We start from the raw sequence: 22,105 nt of genomic DNA, 5'->3' as shown, positions 1-22,105 counted from the left end.
TTATCCAGGGAATGCTCATGGACACCAAATTGCTCGATATTCTCGCTTGCCCGGTCTGCAAAGGCCCGCTCAAGCTCAGTGCCGACAAGACCGAGCTGATCAGCAAGGGCGCCGGCCTGGCCTACCCGATTCGCGACGGCATCCCGGTGATGCTCGAAACCGAAGCCCGCACCCTGACCACCGACGAGCGTCTGGATAAATGACCACAGCCTTTACCGTTGTCATCCCATCGCGTTATGCCTCCACCCGCTTGCCGGGTAAACCGCTGCTGCTGATCGCCGGCAAGCCGATGATCCAGCACGTCTGGGAACAGGCGAGTAAAAGCAGCGCGCAGCGTGTGGTGGTCGCCACTGACGATGCGCGTATCGTCGAGGCCTGCAAAGGGTTTGGCGCCGAAGTGGTGCTGACCCGTGAAGACCACAACTCCGGCACAGATCGTTTGGCCGAAGTGGCGACAAAACTGGGCCTGGCGCCCGACGCCATTGTGGTCAACGTCCAGGGTGACGAGCCGCTGATCCCGCCGAGTGTGATCGATCAGGTCGCCGCCAACCTGGCCGCCCACACCGAAGCGCGCATGGCCACGTTGGCTGAGCCGATCGAAGACGTGGAAAGCCTGTTCAATCCCAACGTGGTCAAGGTCGTCAGCGACCTCAATGGCCTGGCGCTGACCTTCAGTCGCGCCACGCTGCCGTGGGCCCGGGACGCGTTCGCCAAGTCGCGTGAGCAGATGCCGGAAGGCGTGCCGTATCGCCGCCACATCGGCATCTATGCCTACCGCGCCGGTTTCCTGCATGACTTCGTCAGTTGGGGCCCGTGCTGGCTGGAAAACACCGAATCCCTGGAACAACTGCGCGCCCTGTGGCACGGCGTGCGGATTCATGTCGCCGATGCGCTGATTGCTCCGCCGCACGGTGTCGATACCGTCGAAGACCTTGAGCGCGTTCGTCGCCTGCTGGAGGCCTGATGCGGGTCCTGTTCGTCTGCCTGGGCAATATCTGCCGTTCGCCCACGGCTGAAGGTGTGCTGAGACACAAATTGCGTGAGGCCGGGCTGGCCGATCAAGTGGAAGTGGCCTCCGCCGGCACCGGTGACTGGCACGTCGGCAAGGCCCCGGACAAGCGCAGCCAAGCTGCGGCCAAACTGCGCGGTTATGACCTGTCGGCCCAGCGTGCCCAGCAAGTCAGCCGTGCTGATTTCGCCACTTATGACCTGATCCTGGCGATGGACAACAGCAACCTGCGCAACCTCAAGGCCCTGCAACCGGCCAAGGCCAAGGCTGAGCTGGACCTGTTCCTGCGTCGCTACCAGTCGGAAATCGATGAAGTGCCGGACCCGTACTACGACGGCGACCAAGGCTTTGAGCAAGTACTGGATTTGATCGAGCGCGCCAGTGATTTGCTGGTGATCGAGTTGAAGGGACGGTTATGAGTTTGCAGGTACACCCCGGGGTTTCCCTTAAGCCGTTCAACAGTTTTGGCGTAGACGTCCAAGCCCGACTGTTCGCCGAAGCCCACAGTGATGCCGAGGTGCGTGAAGCACTGGCCTATGCTGCTTCCAACGCGGTGCCGCTGTTGGTGATCGGCGGCGGCAGCAACTTGTTGCTGACCGCGGATATCGAGGCGCTGGTGCTGCGCATGGCCACTCGCGGTATTCGCGTGTTGAGCGATGATGGCAGTCAGGTGGTGATCGAAGCCGAGGCCGGTGAGCCTTGGCATCCGTTCGTGCAACACACCCTGGCCCAAGGCTTATCGGGCCTGGAAAACCTCAGTCTGATCCCTGGCACTGTTGGCGCGGCACCGATGCAGAACATCGGTGCTTACGGCGTCGAGATCAAAGACGTGTTCGCCGGCCTCACCGCGCTGGATCGCCAGACCGGCGAGCTGCGGGATTTCAGCCTGGAAGAATGCAATTTCGCCTACCGCGACAGCCTGTTCAAACAGCAGCCGGGGCGTTGGTTGATCCTGCGGGTCCGCTTCACCCTGAATCGCACCGCGCACCTGCATCTGGAATACGGCCCGGTGCGTCAGCGCCTGACCGAGCAGGGCATCGATCAGCCGACGCCGACCGATGTCAGTCAGGCGATTTGCAGCATCCGCAGCGAAAAACTCCCGGACCCGGCCGTACTCGGCAACGCCGGCAGCTTCTTCAAGAACCCGTTGGTGCCAGCGGCGCTGGTGACTCGGCTCAAGCTGGAATACCCGGACCTGGTGGCCTATGCGCAAGCGGACGGGCAAATGAAACTGGCGGCGGGGTGGCTGATCGAGAAGGCTGGCTGGAAAGGTTTCCGTGACGCCGATGCGGGCGTGCACAAATTGCAGGCACTGGTGCTCGTCAACTATGGCGGTGCGACCGGTCTGCAACTGTTGGCGCTGGCGCAACGCATCCAGAAAGACATTTCGCAACGATTCAGCGTCGAGCTGGAAATGGAGCCCAATCGCTATTGAAGCTACGCTTTAAAGGCGAATTTCGAAGCCCTGCTCAACTTCAATTGTGCAGGGCTTTTTTGTTAATGCTGGGTTAACTTAGCCACCTAACGATGCAAGCATTTGCTCCATCAAAGGCCCGATGCAGACGTTACCGTTTGCGTAAGAGAGCCCACTAGCCTGAGTCGATCTGCGTGAACCCACCGCTACCCCCTGGCGGCAGATTGCTCGACCCCATAACCGAAACACTATGCGGGCGTGCCCATGATTACCCTCAAACTCAATGGCCAAGACCATCAACTCGACGTGACCGAGGATATGCCGCTGCTCTGGGCGATCCGCGACGTGGCCGGTTACAACGGCACTAAATTCGGCTGTGGCATGGGCCTGTGCGGCGCCTGCACTATCCATATCGACGGTTTGCCGGCGCGCAGTTGCATCACGCCGATTGGTTCGGTGATCGGCCAAGACGTCCGCACCATCGACAACCTGCACGCCGACCCGGTCGGGCAAATCGTCCAGCAAGCCTGGCTCGACACCGCCGTGGCTCAGTGCGGTTTCTGCCAGGGCGGGCAGATTATGTCTGCCACGGCATTGCTCAAGACCAACCCCAACCCCAGCGACGAGCAAATCGAAGAGGCGATGGTCGGCAACATTTGCCGTTGCGGTACTTACAACCGCATCAAGACCGCGATCCGCCAGGCCTCCACTCATCTGAAGGAGGCCAAGGCATGAGCCAGCTCCCGAATGATTTCGCCCTGAGCAATCTCAGCCGTCGCGGTTTCCTCAAAGGCGTCGGCGCCACCAGTGCGCTGGTGCTCGCCGCCAGTTGGGGCTGGCAAGACGCTTTCGCCGAAGACAAACCGAAGAAATTCGGTGCCGACGGCATGCCCAACGGCTGGATCGATGATCCGAAGGTCTACGTCAGCATCGCCGCCGACGGCACGGTAACGGTGGTGTGCAACCGTTCGGAAATGGGCCAGGGCGTACGCACCAGCCTGAGCATGGTGGTGGCCGATGAACTGGACGCCGACTGGGCGCTGGTCAAAGTGCAACAGGCGCCGGGGGATGAAGTGCGCTTCGGCAACCAGGACACCGACGGTTCACGCAGCATGCGTCACTGGTACGAACCGATGCGCCGCTGCGGTGCCGCCGCGCGGACCATGCTGGAACAGGCCGCCGCCGAGCAGTGGAAAGTGCCGGTCGGCGAGTGCCACGCGCAACTGCACAAAGTGATTCACCAACCTACCAAACGTGAACTCGGTTACGGCGAACTCGCCGCCGCTGCCGGTGCGCTGGCGGTGCCGGCCCGTGACAGCTTGCGGCTCAAACAGCCGTCGGAATTTCGCTACATCGGTAAGGAAGGCGTGCGCGCCATCGACGGTGCCGACATCGTCAATGGTCGTGCGGTCTACGGCGCCGATGTGCATTTCGACGGCATGCTCTACGCGACCATCGCTCGTCCTGCGGTGTATGGCGGCAAGGTCAAATCCTTCGATGCCAGTGCGGCAATGAAAGTACCGGGTGTGATCAAGGTCTTGCAGATCGAAAGCCGTCCGCTGCCATCAGAGTTCCAGCCATTGGGTGGCGTGGCCGTGGTCGCGAGCAACACCTGGGCCGCGATCAAGGGCCGCGAAGCGCTGAACATCGAGTGGGACGATGGCCCCAACGCCAGTTACGACTCGATTGCCTACCGCAAGGAACTCGAAGCCGCTTCGCTTAAACCCGGCAAAGTGGTGCGCAATACCGGCGACATCGACAAAGCCTTGGGCAGCGCCAGCAGCACCCTGGAAGCCTCCTACTATTTACCGCACCTGGCCCAGGCGCCGATGGAACCGATGGTCGCCATCGCTCGGTTCAAGGATGGCGTATGCGAAGCCTGGGCACCGAGCCAGGCGCCGCAAGTTACCCGTGAGCGGATTGGCGAACGTCTCGGTCTGCCGTTCGATAACGTCACCTTCAACGTCACCTTGCTGGGTGGTGGTTTCGGGCGTAAGTCCAAACCGGACTTCGTCGTTGAAGCCGCGATCCTCGCCAAGGAGTTTCCCGGCAAGGCTGTGCGGGTGCAATGGACCCGTGAAGACGACATCCATTGTTCCTACTTCCACACCGTGTCCGCCGAATACCTGAAGGCCAGCCTCGACAAGGACGGCCTGCCGTCCGGCTGGTTGCACCGCACCGTGGCGCCGAGCATCACCGCGTTGTTCGCCCCAGGCATGAACCATGAGGCGGCGTTCGAGTTGGGCATGGGCTTCACCAACATGGCGTACGCGATCCCCAACGTGCGTTTGGAAAACCCGGAAGCGACGGTCCACACCCGGGTCGGCTGGTATCGCTCGGTGTCGAACATTCCCCACGGCTTCGCGATTCAGACGTTTGTTGATGAATTGGCCCACAAGGCTGGGCAGGATCCGCTGCAGTACCAGATCAAGTTGCTCGGCCCGGATCGTCAGATCGACCCGCGCACCTTGAGTGAAGAGTGGAACTACGGCGAATCCCCCGAGCGTTATCCAATCGATACCGCGCGGATGCGCACGGTACTCGAAACCGCCGCCAAGGCTGCCGGTTGGGGACGCACACTGCCCAAGGGCAGAGGCCTGGGGTTGGCGGTGCATTACAGCTTCGTCACCTATGTGGCGGCGGTGATCGAAGTCGAAGTCAAAGACGACGGCACTTTGATCGTGCACAAGGCTGACATCGCCGTGGATTGCGGTCCGCAGATCAACCCCGAACGAATTCGCTCGCAGTTCGAAGGGGCCTGCGTGATGGGCCTGGGCAACGCGGTGCTCGGCGAAATCAGCTTCAAGGACGGCAAGGTGCAGCAGGACAACTTCCACATGTACGAAGTGGCGCGCATGTCCCTGGCGCCGAAAGAAGTCGCCGTGCATCTGGTCACGCCGCCGGGCGAAGTGCCGTTGGGCGGGGTTGGTGAGCCGGGTGTGCCGCCAATTGCGCCGGCGCTGTGCAACGCGATCTTCGCCGCCACCGGCAAACGTATCCGTAGCCTGCCGGTTCGCTATCAACTGCAAGGCTGGCAGAAGGCGGACGCCTGATGGACAGCGTCGATCTGAACGTCCTGCGCAGCGTGCTCGACTGGCGCCGCGCCGGTCAGCGGGTGGTGTTGTACAGCGTGGTCCAGACCTGGGGCACCGCGCCCCGGGCCCCTGGCGCCATGTTGGCGTTGCGTGAAGACGGCGTGGTGATCGGCTCGGTGTCGGGTGGTTGTGTCGAGGACGATCTGATTGCGCGGCTGCATGATGGCCGCATTCCGTCCGACGGGCCGCCCGTGCAGTTGATCACCTACGGTGTTACCCGCGAGGAGGCCGCACGATTCGGTTTGCCCTGTGGCGGCACCTTGCGCCTGACCGAGGAGCGGGTCGGCGATCCTGCGTGGGTCGCCGAGTTGCTGAGCCGTTGCGAGGCCCATGAAATCGTCGCGCGTTCGCTGGATCTCGCGACCGGTGAAGTGGTTTTGCAGCCGGCGCACAAGACCGACGTGTTGAGTTTCGACGGCAGTACCTTGCGCGCCATCTACGGTCCGCGTTGGCGCCTGCTACTGATCGGCGCCGGGCAACTGTCGCGCTATGTCGCGGAAATGGCGCGGCTGCTGGATTTCGAAGTGCTGATCTGTGATCCGCGTACCGAGTTCGTCTACGGTTGGGAAGAACAGCACGGTCGTTTCGTGCCGGGCATGCCCGACGAGGCGGTATTGAACATCCAGACCGATGAACGCACTGCCATCGTCGCCCTGACCCACGATCCACGGCTGGATGACATGGCGCTGCTCACCGCCCTGGATTCCAAGGCGTTCTACGTTGGCGCACTGGGGTCGCGGATCAACAGCCAGAAGCGCCGCGACAACCTGGCTCAGCTAGGCTTGTCAGAACAGGCCATCGGGCGGTTACATGGCCCAATCGGCCTGCACATTGGCAGCCACACCCCGGCGGAAATCGCCTTGTCGCTGCTGGCCGAGATCGTGGCGATCAAGAACGGCGTCGAGTTGAAACAGAAGAAGCCGTTGCGCGAGGACGTATGAGCGAACCTATCGGTGTCATCGTGCTGGCGGCGGGGCGGGGCAGTCGGTTTCGCCAAGTCGCCGGTGCCGAAAAGGACAAGTTGCTGGCCGACTGCACCGGGCGCGACGGTGCTGTACGTTCGGTGATCGAGCAGGTGTTGGTAAATCTGCCGCCCAGCATTGAGAAGCGCGTGCTGGTCACCACCGAGGATCGCCCGCAGGTGATTCGCATGGCTCAGGCTTACGGTTACGAAATCGTACTGATTGAATCGACCGGCATGGGCGACAGTATCGCTGCGGGTGTGACGGCATGTTCGCAGCTCAGTGGCTGGCTGATTGTGCTGGGGGATATGCCGTTCATTTTGCCGTCGAGTATCGAGCGGGTAATGGCGGCAATTGCCGACGATTGCATCAGTGTGCCGGTGCACGCGGGCGAGTTCGGGCATCCGGTGGGGTTTGGCCGGCGTTTTGGGCCGGGGCTGATGGGGTTGTCGGGTGATCGCGGGGCCAAGCCGTTGTTTGCGCAGGCGAGGGTGGTCGAGGTGGCGGTGGATGATCCGGGTGTGTTGTGGGATGTGGATGTACCTGAGAAGTTGATCTATTCGCCGGCATAGATTCCCTGTGGGAGCGGGCTTGCTCGCGAATGCGGTGGATCAGCCTGCATGAATGTTGAATGTTGGACCGCTTTCGCGAGCAAGCCCGCTCCCACAGGGGATTGCGCAGAGGCACGGGTATAAAAAAAGCCCCGCCTGGATTACCAGGCGGGGCTTTTTAGTGGCCGATGGAATTAGACGAGGGGTTTAGGCTCGTGCTCTTTTTCCAGGGCTTCTTCGTGTTGCTGTACCGCTTCCTGAACGGAGCGAGGCGCTTCGTCGATCACGGATTCAACCGGCTCGGCGGCGACTTCAGCAACCGGGGCAGGAGCTGCCTCGACGACTTTAGCCACAACCGGTGCTGGCTCGGCAACAGCCGGTGCAGCAGCGGCAGCCAGTTCGGCTTCTTTCTGCAGACGCTCGGCTTCACGCTTGCGGCGACGCACTTCACGCGGGTCGTTCGGCGCACGGCCATTTTCGGTCAGGGCGCTGACCGGAGCAGCTTCAACCACCGGTGCAGCCACTTCGGCAACAACCGGAGCTTCCACGATCGGGGCTTCAACCACCGGAGCAGGCTCGGCAGCGGCAACCACTGGCTCGGAGGCCATGGCTTCAGCCACCGGAGCTTCAGCGACTGGCGCTGGTGCTTCGACGACTGGCTCGGCAGCTACCGGCTCGGCAACCCAGTTGAACGCGGTTTGCTCTTCACGCACTTCGCGAACGGCTTCGGTCACGGTTTCGGTCGAAGTTTCGACAACCGATTCTGCGACGACCACTGGCTCAGCGATGAAAGCAGGTTCGGCAGCAGCTTGAACTTCAGGCTGTGCTTCACGAACCGGTGCTACTTCGACTTCTGGAGCGGCTGTTGCTTCTACCGGGGTAGTCGCTTCAACGACCGGCGCTTCTACTGGTGCAGTTTCCTGAACAGCAGCGGTGGCGCGTTCGGCTTGCTCGTTAGCCTGGGCTTCAGCAGGAGCGCTGATCACGGTGCTGGCAACGGCTGCAGTAACAGCCAGGCCGGCGGCCAGATCGGCAGCGCTTGGCGCCTCGTTGGTTTCGCTGGCTTCGCTACCTTCGGCGGACTCGGATTCTTCCGAACCTTCGATCACGTTGCCGTTGGCATCACGTTGACGCTCGCGACGGTTGCTGCGACGACGCTGGCCACGGGAACGGCGGCGTGGACGATCGCCTTCGGCGCCTTCCTGACCGTCTTCCTGCTGTTGCTCTTCGCTGGTCAGCAGTTCTTCTTCGGAGGCGGCAGCAGCTTGTTCGGCACGTGGCTGACGCTCTTCACGCGGTGGGCGTGGCGCGCGTTCTTCACGTGGCTGACGGGCTGGACGCTCTTCAGTGGTGGTAGCGACGGCAGCGGCAGCGGCTGGCGCAGCAGGAGCGGCGTCCAGTGGCTCGCGCAGTTCACGAACCGGACGCTCTTCGCGGTCGCCACGTGGCTTGCGGTCTTCACGTGGAGCGCGCGGTGCACGTTCTTCACGAGGGGCGCGTGGTGCGCGTTCTTCGCGAGCTACTACCGGGGTAGCAGTCTCTTCACGGGCTTCGCGTGGTTGGCGCTCTTCGCGTGGCTCACGTGGTGCGCGTTCTTCACGCGGTGCACGTTCCTCGCGCGGCTTGCGTTCTTCATCGCGGCGACCGTTACGGTTGCGGCTCTGTTGACGCCCGTTGCGACGCTCTTCGTTACGGGCCGGACGCTCGGTGGTCGCTGGTTTTTCAACCACAACCGGAGCGGCTGGCTCTTCCTTGGTAGCGAACAGGCTGACCAGCGACTTCACCAGGCCTTTGAACAGGCTTGGCTCTGGCGCGACGGCCGGTGCAGGTGCCGGAGCGGCAGCGACGACTTCGGTCGGCACCGGCGCGTTGGCGCGGGCCGGCGCAGTCTTGACCGCGGCTTCCTGGCGAACCAGGGTGCGTGTCGCAGCGGCTGGCTGGACTTCTTCCACTTCGGCAGCGGCAGCAGCGATTTCGTAGCTGGACTGGTTGATGTGGGCTTCCGGGCTGTCATCACGCAGACGCTGAACTTCGAAGTGCGGCGTTTCGAGGTGATCGTTCGGCAGAATGACGATGCGGGCACGGGTGCGCAGTTCGATCTTGGTGATCGAGTTGCGTTTTTCGTTGAGCAGGAACGCGGCCACCGGGATCGGCACTTGGGCGCGAACTTCGGCGGTGCGGTCTTTCAGGGCTTCTTCTTCAATCAGGCGCAGGATCGCCAGCGACAGCGATTCAACGTCGCGGATGATGCCAGTGCCGTTGCAACGCGGGCAAACGATGCCGCTGCTTTCGCCAAGCGATGGACGCAGGCGCTGACGGGACATTTCCAGCAGGCCGAAGCGCGAGATGCGACCGACTTGCACGCGAGCGCGGTCGGCTTCCAGGCATTCGCGGACTTTCTCTTCCACGGCGCGCTGGTTCTTGGCAGGGGTCATGTCGATGAAGTCGATGACGATCAGGCCGCCGATGTCGCGCAAGCGCAACTGACGGGCGATTTCTTCGGCGGCTTCAAGGTTGGTCTGCAGGGCGGTTTCTTCGATGTCGCTGCCTTTGGTGGCGCGCGCCGAGTTGATGTCGATGGACACCAGGGCTTCGGTCGGATCGATAACGATGGAGCCGCCGGAAGGCAGTTCGACGACGCGCTGGAAAGCGGTCTCGATCTGGCTTTCGATCTGGAAACGGTTGAACAGCGGAACGCTGTCTTCGTAGAGCTTGATCTTGCTCGCATACTGCGGCATCACCTGACGGATGAAGGTCAGGGCTTCGTCCTGGGCTTCAACGCTGTCGATCAGCACTTCACCGATGTCCTGGCGCAGGTAATCGCGGATGGCGCGGATGATCACGTTGCTTTCCTGGTAGATCAGGAACGGCGCGGAGCGATCCAGCGAAGCTTCTTTGATAGCGGTCCACAGTTGCAGCAGGTAGTCGAGGTCCCACTGCATTTCTTCGCTGCTGCGGCCAAGGCCGGCAGTGCGCACGATCAGACCCATGTCAGCCGGGGCAACCAGGCCGTTCAGGGCTTCACGCAGTTCGTTGCGCTCTTCACCTTCGATGCGACGGGAGATCCCGCCGGCACGCGGGTTGTTTGGCATCAGAACGAGGTAACGACCGGCCAGGCTGATGAAGGTGGTCAGGGCTGCGCCCTTGTTGCCACGTTCTTCTTTTTCGACCTGAACGATGACTTCCTGGCCTTCGGTCAGGACGTCCTTGATGTTGACGCGGCCTTCGGGGGCTTTCTTGAAGTATTCGCGGGAGATTTCTTTGAGGGGCAGGAAGCCGTGGCGCTCAGAGCCGAAATCGACAAAGGCAGCCTCAAGGCTTGGTTCGATGCGAGTAATCCGGCCTTTATAGATGTTGGCCTTCTTCTGCTCGCGTGCACCGGATTCGATGTCCAGGTCGTAGAGGCGTTGGCCATCTACCAGTGCAACACGCAACTCTTCGGGTTGAGTTGCGTTAATCAGCATTCTTTTCATGTAGTACCGTCGGTTTCCGGGCTGCCGGAAACGGCGTTCGGCACACACGACTTCTCACGGTCGGTGTCAGGTGCGTCAGGAGTGTGGTTGGACACTCCAGTGTCTAGCGATGGCGGCCAATGTGGGCCGGCGTCGCGACGTACGCGTCCTGCTTGCTGTGGCTACTTAAGCACTCAGTCAGGAGGAGGAATCAACCAGTGGCTGTGGACGAGATGAAGCGTCTTGATAAAGCCTATTGCTACACAGTCCAGCGGTTGTGCATCTCCACCCTACACGTATCCCTGATAATTCGGGTGCTGCCGCGCGCAGAATCCGCAGCGGGTTGGCATTTACCGTGAGCTCCGAAAGGGGAGGTCACGCATCATGGCTAATTTAGGCGTTGTTTCCGAAGCGTTCGCTCGGGGTCATTCGCAGCTGACTGCACTTTGTGAACTGGCCATGAATATTGGCTCGCAAGGCGAGTGAAAACTCTGCTTTGCCGCTTGATTCAGGCCTCATGTCACCTGCGCTCGTTACACCTGCAAACTCCACCGTTACGTAGCGAAAGCCCCGTAGGACGGCCTCGCGTCCTGGTGAATTGCGTTGGTCAGGGCCGGTTTTTGACCGTTAGTCCGCTGTCCAGGCCGCTTTTGGCGGCGTTCGCGACTATAGCAGCAATGATTAAGTGCTTCAATTCCATAAAAAATTGTTATCATCCGCGCCATGACGACTACTGCCCCTTCGACCCCAGCCGTACAACTGCTGGAGGTCTCGCCGGAATATGCCGGCCAACGTATTGATAACTTCCTCCTCGCTCGGCTCAAAGGCGTGCCCAAGACCTTGATTTACCGCATTTTGCGTAAAGGCGAAGTGCGAGTGAACAAAGGTCGGATCAAGCCCGAATACAAGCTGCAGGCGGGCGATATCGTGCGCGTGCCGCCGGTTCGCGTGCCTGAGCGCGACGAACCGGTGCCGCTGGCACAAGGCCTGCTCCAGCGTCTCGAAGCCTCGATTATTTTCGAGGACAAGGCGCTGATCGTGATCAACAAGCCTTGCGGCATCGCGGTTCATGGCGGCAGCGGCCTGACTTACGGGGTGATCGAAGCCTTTCGTCAGTTGCGTCCCGATTGCAAGGAGCTTGAGCTGGTTCACCGTCTCGACCGTGACACCTCCGGCCTGCTGATGATTGCTAAAAAGCGCAGCATGCTGCGTCACTTGCACACCGCCTTGCGCGGTGATGGCGTCGACAAGCGCTACATGGCGCTGGTCCGCGGCAACTGGGCGGCTTCGATCAAGCAAGTGCGTGCATCGCTGGGCAAGAGCAATCTGCGTTCCGGCGAGCGCATGGTCGAGGTCGACGAGGAGGAGGGCAAGGAGTCTGTGACCGTGTTCAAGGTCCTGCGTCGTTTCGGCGACTTTGCCACCCTGATCGAAGCCAAACCGATCACCGGCCGCACTCACCAGATCCGTGTCCACACCTTGCACGCCGGGCATTGCATTGCCGGCGACACCAAGTACGGCGATGACGATTTCAGTAAGGAAATTCGCGACCTGGGCGGCAAGCGCCTGTTCCTTCACGCCTACATGCTGACTGTGCCGCTGCCCGATGGTGGTGAACTGAAGTTGCAGGCGCCGGTGGATGAGATGTGGGCCAAGACCGTGGAGCGACTGAGTGCACCCCTCTGATTACAAACTGCTGATTTTCGATTGGGACGGCACCCTGGCCGACTCCATTGGTCGGATTGTCGAGGCGATGCATGTCGCCTCTGAGCGCTCCGGTTTTCAGTTGTGCGATGACTTTGCCGTCAAAGGCATTATCGGCCTGGGATTGCCTGAGGCGATTCGCACGCTGTATCCGCACATCGGCGACGACGAACTCATCGTGTTTCGTCAGCACTATGCCGATCACTACATCGCAGCAGAGGCTGTGCCTTCGCCGCTGTTCGAAGGCGTTGTCGAATCGATGGCAGCCTTTCGCGATGAGGGTTATCACTTGGCGGTGGCCACCGGCAAGGCTCGTCGCGGGCTGGATCGGGTGCTCAAGGCTCATGGCTGGGAAGACTATTTCGATATCACCCGTGCGGCGGATGAAACTGCCAGCAAGCCTCATCCTCTGATGCTGGAAGAGATCCTTGCTCATTGTGGTGTGTCTGCGCAGCAGGCGCTGATGGTCGGGGACTCGTCCTTTGACCTGCAAATGGCCCGTAACGCCGGCATGGATTCGGTTGCCGTGAGTTACGGTGCCCAATCCATCGAAGCGCTGAAACTGTTCGAGCCGCGACTGGCCATTGATCGTTTTTCTGAATTGCACGCCTGGCTCCGTCAGGCTTAATACGTTTTTGCTGGGGTAGATGGCATGACCGACGAATGGAAAGCGCCTGTCAAGGCAAGCGCGGATGGCGGTGACGAGAAGAGCTGGAAGCTGCTGGAGAAGACGTTGCTGGTCAGCGTGCAGGAACAGCGCCGCTCGCGCCGCTGGGGGATTTTCTTCAAGTTGCTGACCTTTGTGTACCTGTTTGCCGCGTTGCTGCTGTTCACGCCGCTGATGGACATGGAAAAGAGCGCCACCCGCAGCTCCAATTACACGGCGTTGATCGACGTCAATGGCGTGATCGCCGACAAGGAGCCCGCCAGCGCCGACAACATCGTTGGCAGTCTGCGTGCAGCCTTCGAGGACACCAAGGTCAAGGGCGTGATCCTGCGCATCAACAGCCCGGGCGGCAGTCCGGTGCAGTCGGGTTACGTGTACGACGAGATCAAGCGCTTGCGCGGCTTGCACCCGGATACCAAGGTGTACGCCGTGATTTCCGATCTGGGCGCTTCCGGCGCTTATTACATCGCCAGTGCGGCGGACCAGATCTATGCCGACAAAGCGAGCCTGGTGGGCTCCATTGGTGTGACGGCAGCCGGTTACGGTTTTGTCGGCACCATGGAGAAACTCGGTGTCGAGCGCCGGACCTATACGTCTGGCGAGCACAAGTCGTTCCTCGATCCGTTCCAGCCACAGAAGCCTGAGGAAACCCAGTTCTGGCAGGGCGTGCTCGACACTACGCACCAGCAGTTCATCAATAGCGTGAAGAAGGGGCGTGGTGATCGGCTCAAGGACAAAGAGCATCCGGAGCTGTTCTCCGGGTTGGTCTGGTCTGGCGAGCAGGCGCTGCCGCTGGGTTTGATCGATGGTCTGGGTAATGCCAGTTCCGTGGCTCGTGATGTGATTGGCGAGAAAGAGCTGGTGGACTTCACCATTCAGGAATCGACCTTTGATCGCTTCTCGAAGAAGCTCGGAGCCAGCGTGGCCGAACAGTTGGCGATGTGGATGGGTTTCCATGGTCCATCGTTGCGCTGATTCTGCTGCAGCATAAAAAAACCGGCTTCGGCCGGTTTTTTAACATCAAAAGATCGCAGCCTCGTTTCACTCGACAACTCCTACAAGGGATACGCATTTCAATGTAGGAGCTGTCGAGAGAAACGAGACTGCGATCTTTTGATCTTCAAGGTATCTGCACACCTTCGGCCAAAAGCATATCAATCAACCGAATCAGCGGCAGGCCGATCAGGCTGGTGGCGTCAGGGCCTTCGGTGCTTTGAAACAGGCTCACCCCCAAACCTTCGGCCTTGAAGCTGCCAGCGCAGTCGTAAGGCTGTTCTGCGTGCAAGTAGCGTTCGATGCGCGCCTGATCGAGTGTGCGCATGTGTACGGTGAACGGCACGCAGTCAACCTGGCAGTGGCCGGTCTGGCTGTTGAGCAGCGCCAGGCCGGTCAGGAAGGTCACGCTGGCGCCGCTGGACGCCAGCAGTTGTTCGCGGGCCTTTTCGAAGGTGTGGGGTTTACCGATAATCCGCTCGCCGAGTACTGCAACCTGGTCGGAGCCAATGATCAGATGAGCGGAGTGGCTGCCGGCCAGCGCCCGCGCTTTCTCTTCAGCCAGGCGCTTTACCAAATTAATCGCGGACTCGTCGGGGCGATGACTTTCATCAATATCCGGCGAGCTGCAGGTGAACTCAAGCTGCAAGCGAGCCAGCAATTCCCGGCGATAAACCGAGCTTGAAGCGAGTAATAAAGGCAGCATGGGCATCTCCAAAAGGCAGGGGCGAATTCTAGCGAGGCTTCCAAGTGACGGACAGGGCTGAATTTCCTTTGACATGGCTGGGTGCATCCCTATAATGCTGCGCCTATGTTGAATGACCCGATTCCACCTCACGTTGACCCGCGCAAATTGGCTGATCGTGGCACCACCCTTCAAGGTGAAATGCTGCTGGCCGATTTGGAGAGACTCTGCGACCCGCTTTCCGACACTGTCGGTACGGTGCAGGCTAAATTCGTTTTTGAACGAGATGAACGTAAGTCTGTGGTAATCCACAGTTTTATCGACACCGAAGTCAAAATGGTTTGCCAGCGTTGTCTTGAGCTGGTCACCCTGCCGATCCATAGCGAATGCAGTTATGCTGTGGTGAAGGAGGGTGCGAATACCCAGTCGTTGCCGAAAGGTTATGACGTGCTGGAACTGGGCGAAGATCCATTGGATCTGCAGTCACTGATCGAGGAGGAGCTTCTGCTCGCCTTGCCCATTGTGCCTGCTCATCATCCGGAAGAATGCCAGCAGCCGGCGGGTCTCGATGAGCCCGAACCGAGCGAGGACGAGGTAACGCGGTCCAACCCGTTCAGTGTATTGGCGCAGTTAAAGCGTGACCCAAACGTTTAGGAGTTAATCAATTATGGCTGTTCAGCAGAACAAAAAATCCCGCTCTGCCCGTGACATGCGTCGTTCGCACGACGCCCTGACGGCAAGCACTCTGTCTGTAGAAAAAACCACCGGTGAAATTCACCTGCGTCACCACGTATCGCCAGAAGGCGTATACCGTGGCCGTAAAGTGATCGACAAGGGCGCTGACGAGTAATCACTTGTCTGCTCAAGTCATCGCGATTGACGCAATGGGCGGGGACTTCGGTCCCCGCAGCATTGTTCAGGCCAGCCTTGCTTGCCTGTCTGCTACGCCCTCGCTGCACCTGACCCTCGTCGGTCAACCTACCCTTTTAGAAGAACTGCTCTCCAGTCATTCGGCTGTGGATCGCGCGCGCCTCTCGATTACCCCGGCGTCCGAAGTCATCACCATGGACGAAAAGCCTGCTCAGGCCTTGCGTGGCAAGCCTGATTCGTCGATGCGCGTGGCCCTTGAGTTGTTGCGTGATGGCAAGGTCCAGGCCTGTGTCAGCGCCGGCAATACCGGTGCGCTGATGGCTCTGTCGCGATTTGTGCTCAAGACCTTGCCGGGCATCGATCGGCCGGCGATGGTCGCGGCCATTCCAACCCAGAAAGGTTACTGCCAGTTGCTCGACCTGGGTGCCAACGTCGATTGCAGTGCCGAGCACTTGTTGCAGTTCGCGATCATGGGCTCGGTGGCGGCGGAAACCCTGGGGGTTGTTCGTCCGCGGGTGGCGTTGCTGAATATTGGCACAGAAGACATCAAGGGCAATCAGCAGGTCAAACTGGCGGCGACCTTGTTGCAGGGCGCTCGCGGCATCAACTACATCGGTTTTGTCGAAGGTGACGGTGTGTACCGGGGCGAGGCAGACGTGGTGGTGTGTGACGGTTTTGTCGGCAATATCCTGCTCAAGTCCAGCGAAGGTCTGGCGACCATGATTGCCGGGCGCATCGAGGCCTTGTTCAAGAAGAACCTGGCCTCGCGGATGGTGGGTGCACTGGCGCTGCCGCTGATGAAGCGCTTGCAGGCGGATCTGGCTCCGGCGCGACACAATGGCGCCAGCTTCCTCGGTTTGCAGGGCATTGTCGTGAAAAGCCACGGTTCGGCCGGGGTTCAGGGCTTCCAGAGCGCGATTCATCGCGCCTTGATCGAGATCCAGGAAAACCTCCCGGAACGGCTTCACGGCCGTCTTGAGGATTTGTTGCCTTAGGCGTTTTCGTCGGACAATGCTTAAATGTGACCGCTCAGTTCAATTGGCCATCCAACTGTCAGTTTCTTGCGTCCCCCAAGCGGGACGTCAATTCTCCGACGACAAGATCATTAGGGGCTTGTTACATGTCTGCTTCCCTCGCATTCGTCTTTCCAGGACAGGGTTCGCAGTCCCTCGGCATGCTGGCCGAGTTGGGCGCGCAACATCCGGTAGTCCTCGAAACATTCAAAGAAGCTTCCGATGCTCTGGGTTACGACCTGTGGGCACTGACCCAGCAAGGGCCGGAAGAGCAACTCAATCAAACCGATAAAACCCAGCCGGCCATTCTGACCGCCTCGATCGCCTTGTGGCGTCTGTGGCTGGCTGAAGGCGGCGCGCGTCCGGCTTACGTTGCCGGGCATAGCCTGGGTGAGTACAGCGCTTTGGTCGCAGCGGGCAGCCTGAGCCTGGGCGACGCGGTGAAACTGGTCGAGCGTCGTGGCCAGTTGATGCAAGAAGCCGTTCCGGCCGGGCAGGGCGGCATGGCCGCTATTCTCGGTCTGGAAGATGCCGACGTACTGGCAGCCTGTGCCGAAGCGGCGCAGGGCGAAGTAGTCAGTGCAGTCAATTTCAACTCCCCGGGCCAAGTGGTCATTGCTGGTGCCAAGGCTGCGGTCGAGCGTGCCATCGAAGGCTGCAAGGCCCGTGGTGCCAAGCGCGCCATGCCGTTGCCGGTCAGTGTGCCGTCTCACTGCGAGCTGATGCGTCCGGCGGCCGAGCGGTTTGCCGAGTCCATCGCTGCGATCGACTGGCAGGCGCCGCAGATTCCTGTGGTGCAGAACGTCAGCGCCGCGGTGCCGGCCGATCTGGAGACCCTCAAGCGTGATTTGCTTGAACAGCTCTACAAGCCTGTGCGCTGGGTCGAATCGGTCCAGGCGCTGGCAGCCAAGGGCGCGACCCAACTGGTCGAGTGCGGTCCTGGCAAGGTGCTGGCGGGCCTGAACAAACGCTGCGCCGAAGGCGTATCGACATCCAACCTCAATACCCCAGACGCTTTCGCTGCCGCTCGCGCAGCGCTGGCCTGAATCAGGAGAAACTTGCATGAGTCTGCAAGGTAAAGTTGCACTGGTCACCGGTGCGAGCCGCGGGATCGGCCAGGCCATCGCCCTGGAGCTGGGCCGTCAGGGCGCCATCGTCATTGGCACCGCGACCTCCGCCTCGGGTGCTGAGCGCATTGCCGCTACCCTGAAAGAAAACGCTATTCAAGGTACCGGCCTGGAACTCAACGTCACCAGCGACGAGTCCGTGGCAGCGGTACTGGCGAGCATCACTGAGCAGTTCGGTGCGCCGGCGATCCTGGTCAATAATGCCGGCATCACCCGCGATAATCTGATGATGCGCATGAAAGACGACGAATGGAACGACGTCATCGATACCAACTTGAACAGTCTGTTCCGCCTGTCCAAGGGTGTTTTGCGTGGCATGACCAAGGCCCGTTGGGGACGAATTATCAGTATTGGTTCGGTTGTGGGTGCCATGGGCAACGCAGGCCAAGTAAACTACGCAGCCGCCAAGGCCGGTCTGGAAGGTTTCAGCCGTGCACTGGCGCGTGAAGTCGGTTCGCGTTCGATTACGGTAAACTCGGTAGCCCCAGGGTTCATCGATACCGATATGACTCGCGAGCTGCCTGAGGCGCAGCGTGAATCCTTGGTGACACAGATTCCGCTGGGCCGTCTGGGGCAAGCTCAAGAGATCGCGTCTGTGGTCGCTTTTCTTGCATCCGACGGTGCGGCTTACGTTACTGGGGCTACAATCCCGGTGAACGGCGGGATGTACATGAGTTAAATGTGACGGGTTGCTTCAAAAAAATGTCATACGAGCTGTCTAAAATCCGTTATAAAGCTGCAATCTATTTATAGGCAGAGGGTCGCCGGGTTTGAGGAGTGAAGCTTTCAGTTGAAAAACTGAAAAGTCTTTCTATACACTTACCCACTGGCCAGCTGCCTGAATTTGTCCATTAGGAGTGAAAACAAGGTATGAGCACCATCGAAGAGCGCGTCAAGAAAATCGTTGCTGAGCAACTGGGCGTTAAAGAAGAAGAAGTGGTCAACACTGCTTCCTTCGTTGAAGACCTGGGTGCCGACTCCCTTGACACCGTTGAGCTGGTGATGGCTCTGGAAGAGGAATTCGAGACCGAAATCCCTGACGAAGAAGCTGAGAAGATCACTACTGTACAAGCTGCAATCGATTACGTTACTAACCACCAGGCTTAATAGCTTGTAATCGTTGCTTGCTGTCATGGAAAAACCGCACTGCCATCACGGCGTGCGGTTTTTTCTTTAGGCCTGATGCAAAGTCGTCATTTGAAAAAGGAGAGTGCTGTGTCGCGTAGACGCGTCGTAGTCACCGGTATGGGTATGTTGTCGCCACTGGGCACGGATGTGCCGAGCAGTTGGCAGGGCATTCTGGCTGGCCGCAGTGGCATTGGTCTGATCGAACACACCGACCTTTCTGCCTATTCCACCCGCTTTGGCGGCTCGGTAAAGGGCTTCAATGTCGAGGAATACCTGTCGGTCAAGGAAGCTCGCAAGCTCGACCTGTTCATTCAATACGGTCTGGCCGCAGGGTTTCAGGCTGTGCGTAACTCCGGTCTGGAAGTCACTGACGCCAACCGTGAGCGCATCGGCGTAGCCATGGGTTCGGGTATTGGCGGTCTGACCAATATCGAAGAAACCAGCCGCACGCTGCATGATTCCGGCCCTCGTCGAATTTCACCGTTCTTCGTGCCTGGCTCGATCATCAATATGATTTCCGGTTTCCTGTCCATCCACTTGGGTGCACAGGGACCTAACTACGCCATCGCCACTGCATGTACCACTGGTACGCACTGCATCGGTATGGCAGCCCGCAATATCATGTACGACGAAGCCGACGTGATGATTGCCGGCGGCGCCGAGATGGCGGCTTGCGGTCTGGGCATGGGCGGCTTCGGTGCCTCTCGTGCGCTGTCGACCCGCAATGACGAGCCGACCCGCGCCAGCCGTCCATGGGACAAGGGCCGTGATGGTTTCGTCCTGTCCGATGGTGCCGGTGCGCTGGTTCTGGAAGAGCTGGAGCACGCCAAGGCCCGCGGCGCGACCATCTACGCCGAGCTGATCGGCTTTGGCACCAGTGGCGATGCTTACCACATGACTTCGCCTCCCGCCGATGGCGCCGGTGCTGCACGTTGCATCACCAATGCCCTGCGCGACGCCAAGATCAATGGCGACCAGGTCCAGTACATCAACGCCCACGGCACTTCGACTTCGGCCGGCGACCTTGCCGAAGCCTGTGCGATCAAGTCGGTGTTCGGCGATCACGCCTACAAACTGGCGGTCAGTTCCACCAAGTCCATGACCGGTCACCTGTTGGGTGCGGCGGGCGCGGTCGAGGCGATCTTCAGTGTGCTGGCGATCAACAGCCAAGTGGCGCCACCGACCATCAACCTTGATGAGCCGGACGAAGGCTGCGACCTCGACTTCGTGCCGCACACCGCGCGCAACATGGATATCGATGTGGTGCTGTCCAACTCCTTCGGGTTTGGCGGGACCAACGGCTCGCTGGTGTTCCGTCGGTTCGTTGACTGATGGACAGCTGGGTCGACGGTCAGCCGGCTGACGCTCTGTCGCTGAAGGATCGCGGCCTGACTTACGGTGATGGTCTGTTCGAGACCATCGCTGTGCGAGGCGGGCAACCGCTGTTGCTGGAGCGGCATCTGTCGCGTCTTGCTGACGGTTGCTTACGCCTGGCGATCACTGCCGATCAAGCGCTGATCCGCAGCGAGCTGCTGGCCTACGCCGCCGCACTGGGTGAGGGCGTGCTCAAGCTCATCCTCACTCGTGGCGACAGCTTGCGCGGTTACGCCCCCGATCCTTCGGCCCAGGCCCGACGCATTCTGCAAGGCAATCCTCCCGCTGCTTATCCTGCTGTCCTTGCAGAGCAGGGCATTCGTTTGTTCCCTTGCACCACACGACTTTCCAAACAACCACTGCTCGCCGGGCTCAAACACCTGAACCGTCTCGAGCAAGTGCTTGCCCGTGCCGAATGGCAAGACACCGAACACGCCGAAGGCTTGATGCTCGATCAGGTCGGTCGTGTCATCGAAGGCGTCTTCAGTAACTTGTTCCTGGTGCGCGATGGTGTGCTGATCACCGCCGATCTCAAGCGTTGCGGCGTGGCTGGCGTGATGCGTGCCGAATTATTGTTTCAGGCTGAGTCATTGGGGATCCCCACGCAAATCACCGACATCAGCCTCGATCAGCTGCAATGGGCCGATGAGGTCTTCGTCTGCAACAGCGTGTATGGCGTTTGGCCGGTGCGCGCCTATGCAGCACTGAGCTGGTCGGTTGGCCCGCTCACCCGTAAACTCCAAACCATTGCCCGCGCGCTACTGGATGCTTGATACGTGAGACGTAAACTCTTGCTGCTGCTGGAAACCGGATTGGTTCTGGCAGGGCTGCTGTCAGCTGCTTCGGCCTGGAAAATCCATTCGGCGCTGGAACAGCCGCTGAATATCACCCAGGAAGAACTGCTGGAAGTGCCCAAGGGCACGACACCGACCCGCACTTTCTATCGACTCGAAGCCGATGGCGTCATCAAGGATGCCTTCTGGTTGCGCGTCTATTGGCGCTTCAACCTTTCCGCCACGCCGATCCACAGTGGCGAATACCGCATGCTGCCGGGGATGACCGTCGACGGTTTGATCGACCTGTGGAAGCGCGGCGAAGTGGTGCAATACAGTGTGACGCTGGTCGAGGGCTGGAATTTCCATCAGGTCCGCGCTGCGCTGGCCAAGGATGACAAGCTCAAACAAACCTTGACCGGCCTGAGCGACACCCAAGTGATGGACAAACTGGGTCATAGCGGGATTTTCCCTGAGGGCCGCTTCTTCCCGGACACCTACAGCTTCGTGCGCGGCATGACCGATGCCGAGTTGCTGAAAAAAGCTTATGAGCGCCTCGATGAAGTGCTTGCCAAGGAATGGGACAAACGCGCCGCCGACGTGCCGTACACCGAACCCTATCAGGCGCTGATCATGGCCTCGCTGGTGGAGAAGGAAACCGGCGTGCCGCAGGAGCGTGGGCAGATTGCTGGCGTCTTTGTGCGGCGGATGGCGATAGGCATGATGCTGCAGACCGATCCCACAGTGATCTACGGTCTGGGTGATCGCTATACCGGCAAGTTGACCCGCGCCCACCTCAAGGAAGCGACGCCGTATAACACCTACATGATCTCTGGCCTGCCGCCGACGCCGATTGCCATGGTCGGGCGTGAAGCGATCCATGCGGCGCTGAACCCGGTGGCCGGCAACAGCCTGTATTTTGTTGCTCGCGGTGACGGCAGCCATGTGTTCTCCGATGACCTGGATGCCCATAACTCGGCAGTGCGCGAGTTTCAGCTCAAGCGTCGGGCTGACTACCGTTCCAGCCCGGCACCGGCTAGCGCCCCGGTGACGCCGGAAGCCGAGACGCCAATTCCCGCAGCTTCACCCGACACCGCGCCCGAAGCGGTGCCGCAAGTGCCGGCGCAAGAGCCGCCTCCCGCACCTGAGCCGACGACTGCGCCAGAAGCCGTACCGCCAATGCCGGCGCAAGAACCCGCTCCCGCTCCCGCACCCGAGCCGGATGCGCCAGCGCCAGCGCCGACGCCGGCACCGCAAAGCCCGCAATGACTCTGACTAAGGACTGCCT

Annotated in this window: 22 protein-coding genes; 20 read left to right on the top strand and 2 right to left on the bottom strand. The window is 60.3% G+C overall.

Features of this window, described 5'->3' with window-relative positions; translation table 11 throughout:
- Positions 1-17: 17 nt before the first annotated feature.
- From ACWIKB_RS16670 to ACWIKB_RS16635, 8 genes are all read left to right on the top strand, one after another.
- Positions 18-203 carry a Trm112 family protein gene (locus ACWIKB_RS16670; RefSeq protein ID WP_007945752.1) on the top strand — a complete coding sequence of 62 codons (186 nt, stop codon included), beginning with the start codon at positions 18-20 and terminating at the stop codon, positions 201-203.
- Positions 200-964 (top strand): 3-deoxy-manno-octulosonate cytidylyltransferase, encoded by a 765-nt coding sequence (gene kdsB, locus ACWIKB_RS16665; protein ID WP_475268208.1) that lies wholly within the window; start codon positions 200-202, stop codon positions 962-964. Before ACWIKB_RS16670 ends, kdsB begins: the two co-directional genes overlap by 4 nt.
- The gene (locus ACWIKB_RS16660) at positions 964-1,428 is read left to right on the top strand and encodes a low molecular weight protein-tyrosine-phosphatase (protein WP_475268206.1); all 465 of its coding nucleotides are present in this window, start codon (positions 964-966) and stop codon (positions 1,426-1,428) included. The genes kdsB and ACWIKB_RS16660 overlap by 1 nt, the downstream gene beginning before the upstream one ends.
- Positions 1,425-2,444: a UDP-N-acetylmuramate dehydrogenase gene (gene murB / locus ACWIKB_RS16655; protein WP_475268204.1), complete on the top strand. Its 1,020-nt coding sequence runs from the start codon at positions 1,425-1,427 to the stop codon at positions 2,442-2,444. The genes ACWIKB_RS16660 and murB overlap by 4 nt, the downstream gene beginning before the upstream one ends.
- A 243-nt stretch (positions 2,445-2,687) precedes the next feature.
- Positions 2,688-3,158, top strand: a complete 471-nt coding sequence (locus tag ACWIKB_RS16650; protein WP_475268202.1) for a (2Fe-2S)-binding protein — start codon at positions 2,688-2,690, stop codon at positions 3,156-3,158.
- The gene (locus ACWIKB_RS16645; RefSeq protein ID WP_475268200.1) at positions 3,155-5,476 is read left to right on the top strand and encodes a xanthine dehydrogenase family protein molybdopterin-binding subunit; all 2,322 of its coding nucleotides are present in this window, start codon (positions 3,155-3,157) and stop codon (positions 5,474-5,476) included. The genes ACWIKB_RS16650 and ACWIKB_RS16645 overlap by 4 nt, the downstream gene beginning before the upstream one ends.
- Entirely contained in the window at positions 5,476-6,459 is a 984-nt protein-coding gene (locus ACWIKB_RS16640) for an XdhC family protein (RefSeq protein ID WP_475268198.1), read from the top strand. Before ACWIKB_RS16645 ends, ACWIKB_RS16640 begins: the two co-directional genes overlap by 1 nt.
- Positions 6,456-7,052 (top strand): nucleotidyltransferase family protein, encoded by a 597-nt coding sequence (locus tag ACWIKB_RS16635; protein ID WP_475268197.1) that lies wholly within the window; start codon positions 6,456-6,458, stop codon positions 7,050-7,052. The genes ACWIKB_RS16640 and ACWIKB_RS16635 overlap by 4 nt, the downstream gene beginning before the upstream one ends.
- Positions 7,053-7,225: 173 nt before the next feature.
- On the opposite strand, the gene rne is transcribed toward ACWIKB_RS16635, so the two are convergent.
- Complete coding sequence (gene rne / locus ACWIKB_RS16630; protein ID WP_475268195.1) at positions 7,226-10,504, bottom strand: ribonuclease E; 3,279 nt, start codon at positions 10,502-10,504, stop codon at positions 7,226-7,228.
- 702 nt (positions 10,505-11,206) lie between these two features.
- Here rne and rluC point away from each other — a divergent pair.
- The 3 genes from rluC to sppA are packed head-to-tail and all read left to right on the top strand — an operon-like array spanning position 11,207 to position 13,829.
- Complete coding sequence (gene rluC, locus ACWIKB_RS16625; protein ID WP_054051763.1) at positions 11,207-12,169, top strand: 23S rRNA pseudouridine(955/2504/2580) synthase RluC; 963 nt, start codon at positions 11,207-11,209, stop codon at positions 12,167-12,169.
- Positions 12,156-12,815, top strand: coding sequence for an HAD-IA family hydrolase (locus tag ACWIKB_RS16620; protein WP_475268193.1), 660 nt, complete (start codon positions 12,156-12,158; stop codon positions 12,813-12,815). Before rluC ends, ACWIKB_RS16620 begins: the two co-directional genes overlap by 14 nt.
- Positions 12,816-12,839: 24 nt before the next feature.
- Positions 12,840-13,829 carry a signal peptide peptidase SppA gene (sppA, locus tag ACWIKB_RS16615; protein WP_475268192.1) on the top strand — a complete coding sequence of 330 codons (990 nt, stop codon included), beginning with the start codon at positions 12,840-12,842 and terminating at the stop codon, positions 13,827-13,829.
- 145 nt (positions 13,830-13,974) lie between these two features.
- Here sppA and ACWIKB_RS16610 read toward each other — a convergent pair whose 3' ends face one another.
- A complete protein-coding gene (locus ACWIKB_RS16610; protein WP_475268191.1) occupies positions 13,975-14,553 on the bottom strand; it encodes a Maf family protein in 579 nt (192 codons plus the stop codon).
- A gap of 105 nt (positions 14,554-14,658) precedes the next feature.
- Here ACWIKB_RS16610 and ACWIKB_RS16605 point away from each other — a divergent pair, with 105 nt between their 5' ends.
- The 9 genes from ACWIKB_RS16605 (at position 14,659) to mltG (ending at position 22,086) form a co-directional block, all read left to right on the top strand.
- Positions 14,659-15,186, top strand: coding sequence for a YceD family protein (locus ACWIKB_RS16605; protein ID WP_008152342.1), 528 nt, complete (start codon positions 14,659-14,661; stop codon positions 15,184-15,186).
- Positions 15,187-15,199: 13 nt separating this feature from the next.
- Complete coding sequence (gene rpmF / locus ACWIKB_RS16600; RefSeq protein WP_008152339.1) at positions 15,200-15,382, top strand: 50S ribosomal protein L32; 183 nt, start codon at positions 15,200-15,202, stop codon at positions 15,380-15,382.
- A gap of 4 nt (positions 15,383-15,386) precedes the next feature.
- Positions 15,387-16,397, top strand: coding sequence for a phosphate acyltransferase PlsX (gene plsX, locus ACWIKB_RS16595; RefSeq protein WP_475268189.1), 1,011 nt, complete (start codon positions 15,387-15,389; stop codon positions 16,395-16,397).
- A gap of 125 nt (positions 16,398-16,522) precedes the next feature.
- Positions 16,523-17,461, top strand: a complete 939-nt coding sequence (gene fabD / locus ACWIKB_RS16590) for an ACP S-malonyltransferase (RefSeq protein WP_054051772.1) — start codon at positions 16,523-16,525, stop codon at positions 17,459-17,461.
- 16 nt (positions 17,462-17,477) lie between these two features.
- The gene (gene fabG / locus ACWIKB_RS16585) at positions 17,478-18,221 is read left to right on the top strand and encodes a 3-oxoacyl-ACP reductase FabG (protein ID WP_475268187.1); all 744 of its coding nucleotides are present in this window, start codon (positions 17,478-17,480) and stop codon (positions 18,219-18,221) included.
- A 191-nt stretch (positions 18,222-18,412) separates the two neighbouring features.
- Positions 18,413-18,649 (top strand): acyl carrier protein, encoded by a 237-nt coding sequence (acpP, locus tag ACWIKB_RS16580; protein WP_003442511.1) that lies wholly within the window; start codon positions 18,413-18,415, stop codon positions 18,647-18,649.
- 108 nt (positions 18,650-18,757) lie between these two features.
- Complete coding sequence (gene fabF / locus ACWIKB_RS16575; protein ID WP_109633845.1) at positions 18,758-20,002, top strand: beta-ketoacyl-ACP synthase II; 1,245 nt, start codon at positions 18,758-18,760, stop codon at positions 20,000-20,002.
- Entirely contained in the window at positions 20,002-20,817 is an 816-nt protein-coding gene (gene pabC / locus ACWIKB_RS16570; protein ID WP_475268184.1) for an aminodeoxychorismate lyase, read from the top strand. Before fabF ends, pabC begins: the two co-directional genes overlap by 1 nt.
- Before the next feature lie 3 nt (positions 20,818-20,820).
- Complete coding sequence (gene mltG, locus ACWIKB_RS16565) at positions 20,821-22,086, top strand: endolytic transglycosylase MltG (RefSeq protein WP_475268182.1); 1,266 nt, start codon at positions 20,821-20,823, stop codon at positions 22,084-22,086.
- Positions 22,087-22,105 lie beyond the last annotated feature (19 nt).

Source organism: Pseudomonas sp. 5Vm1k (assembly GCF_056161485.1).
This window is presented reverse-complemented; position numbering and strand designations above follow the sequence as displayed.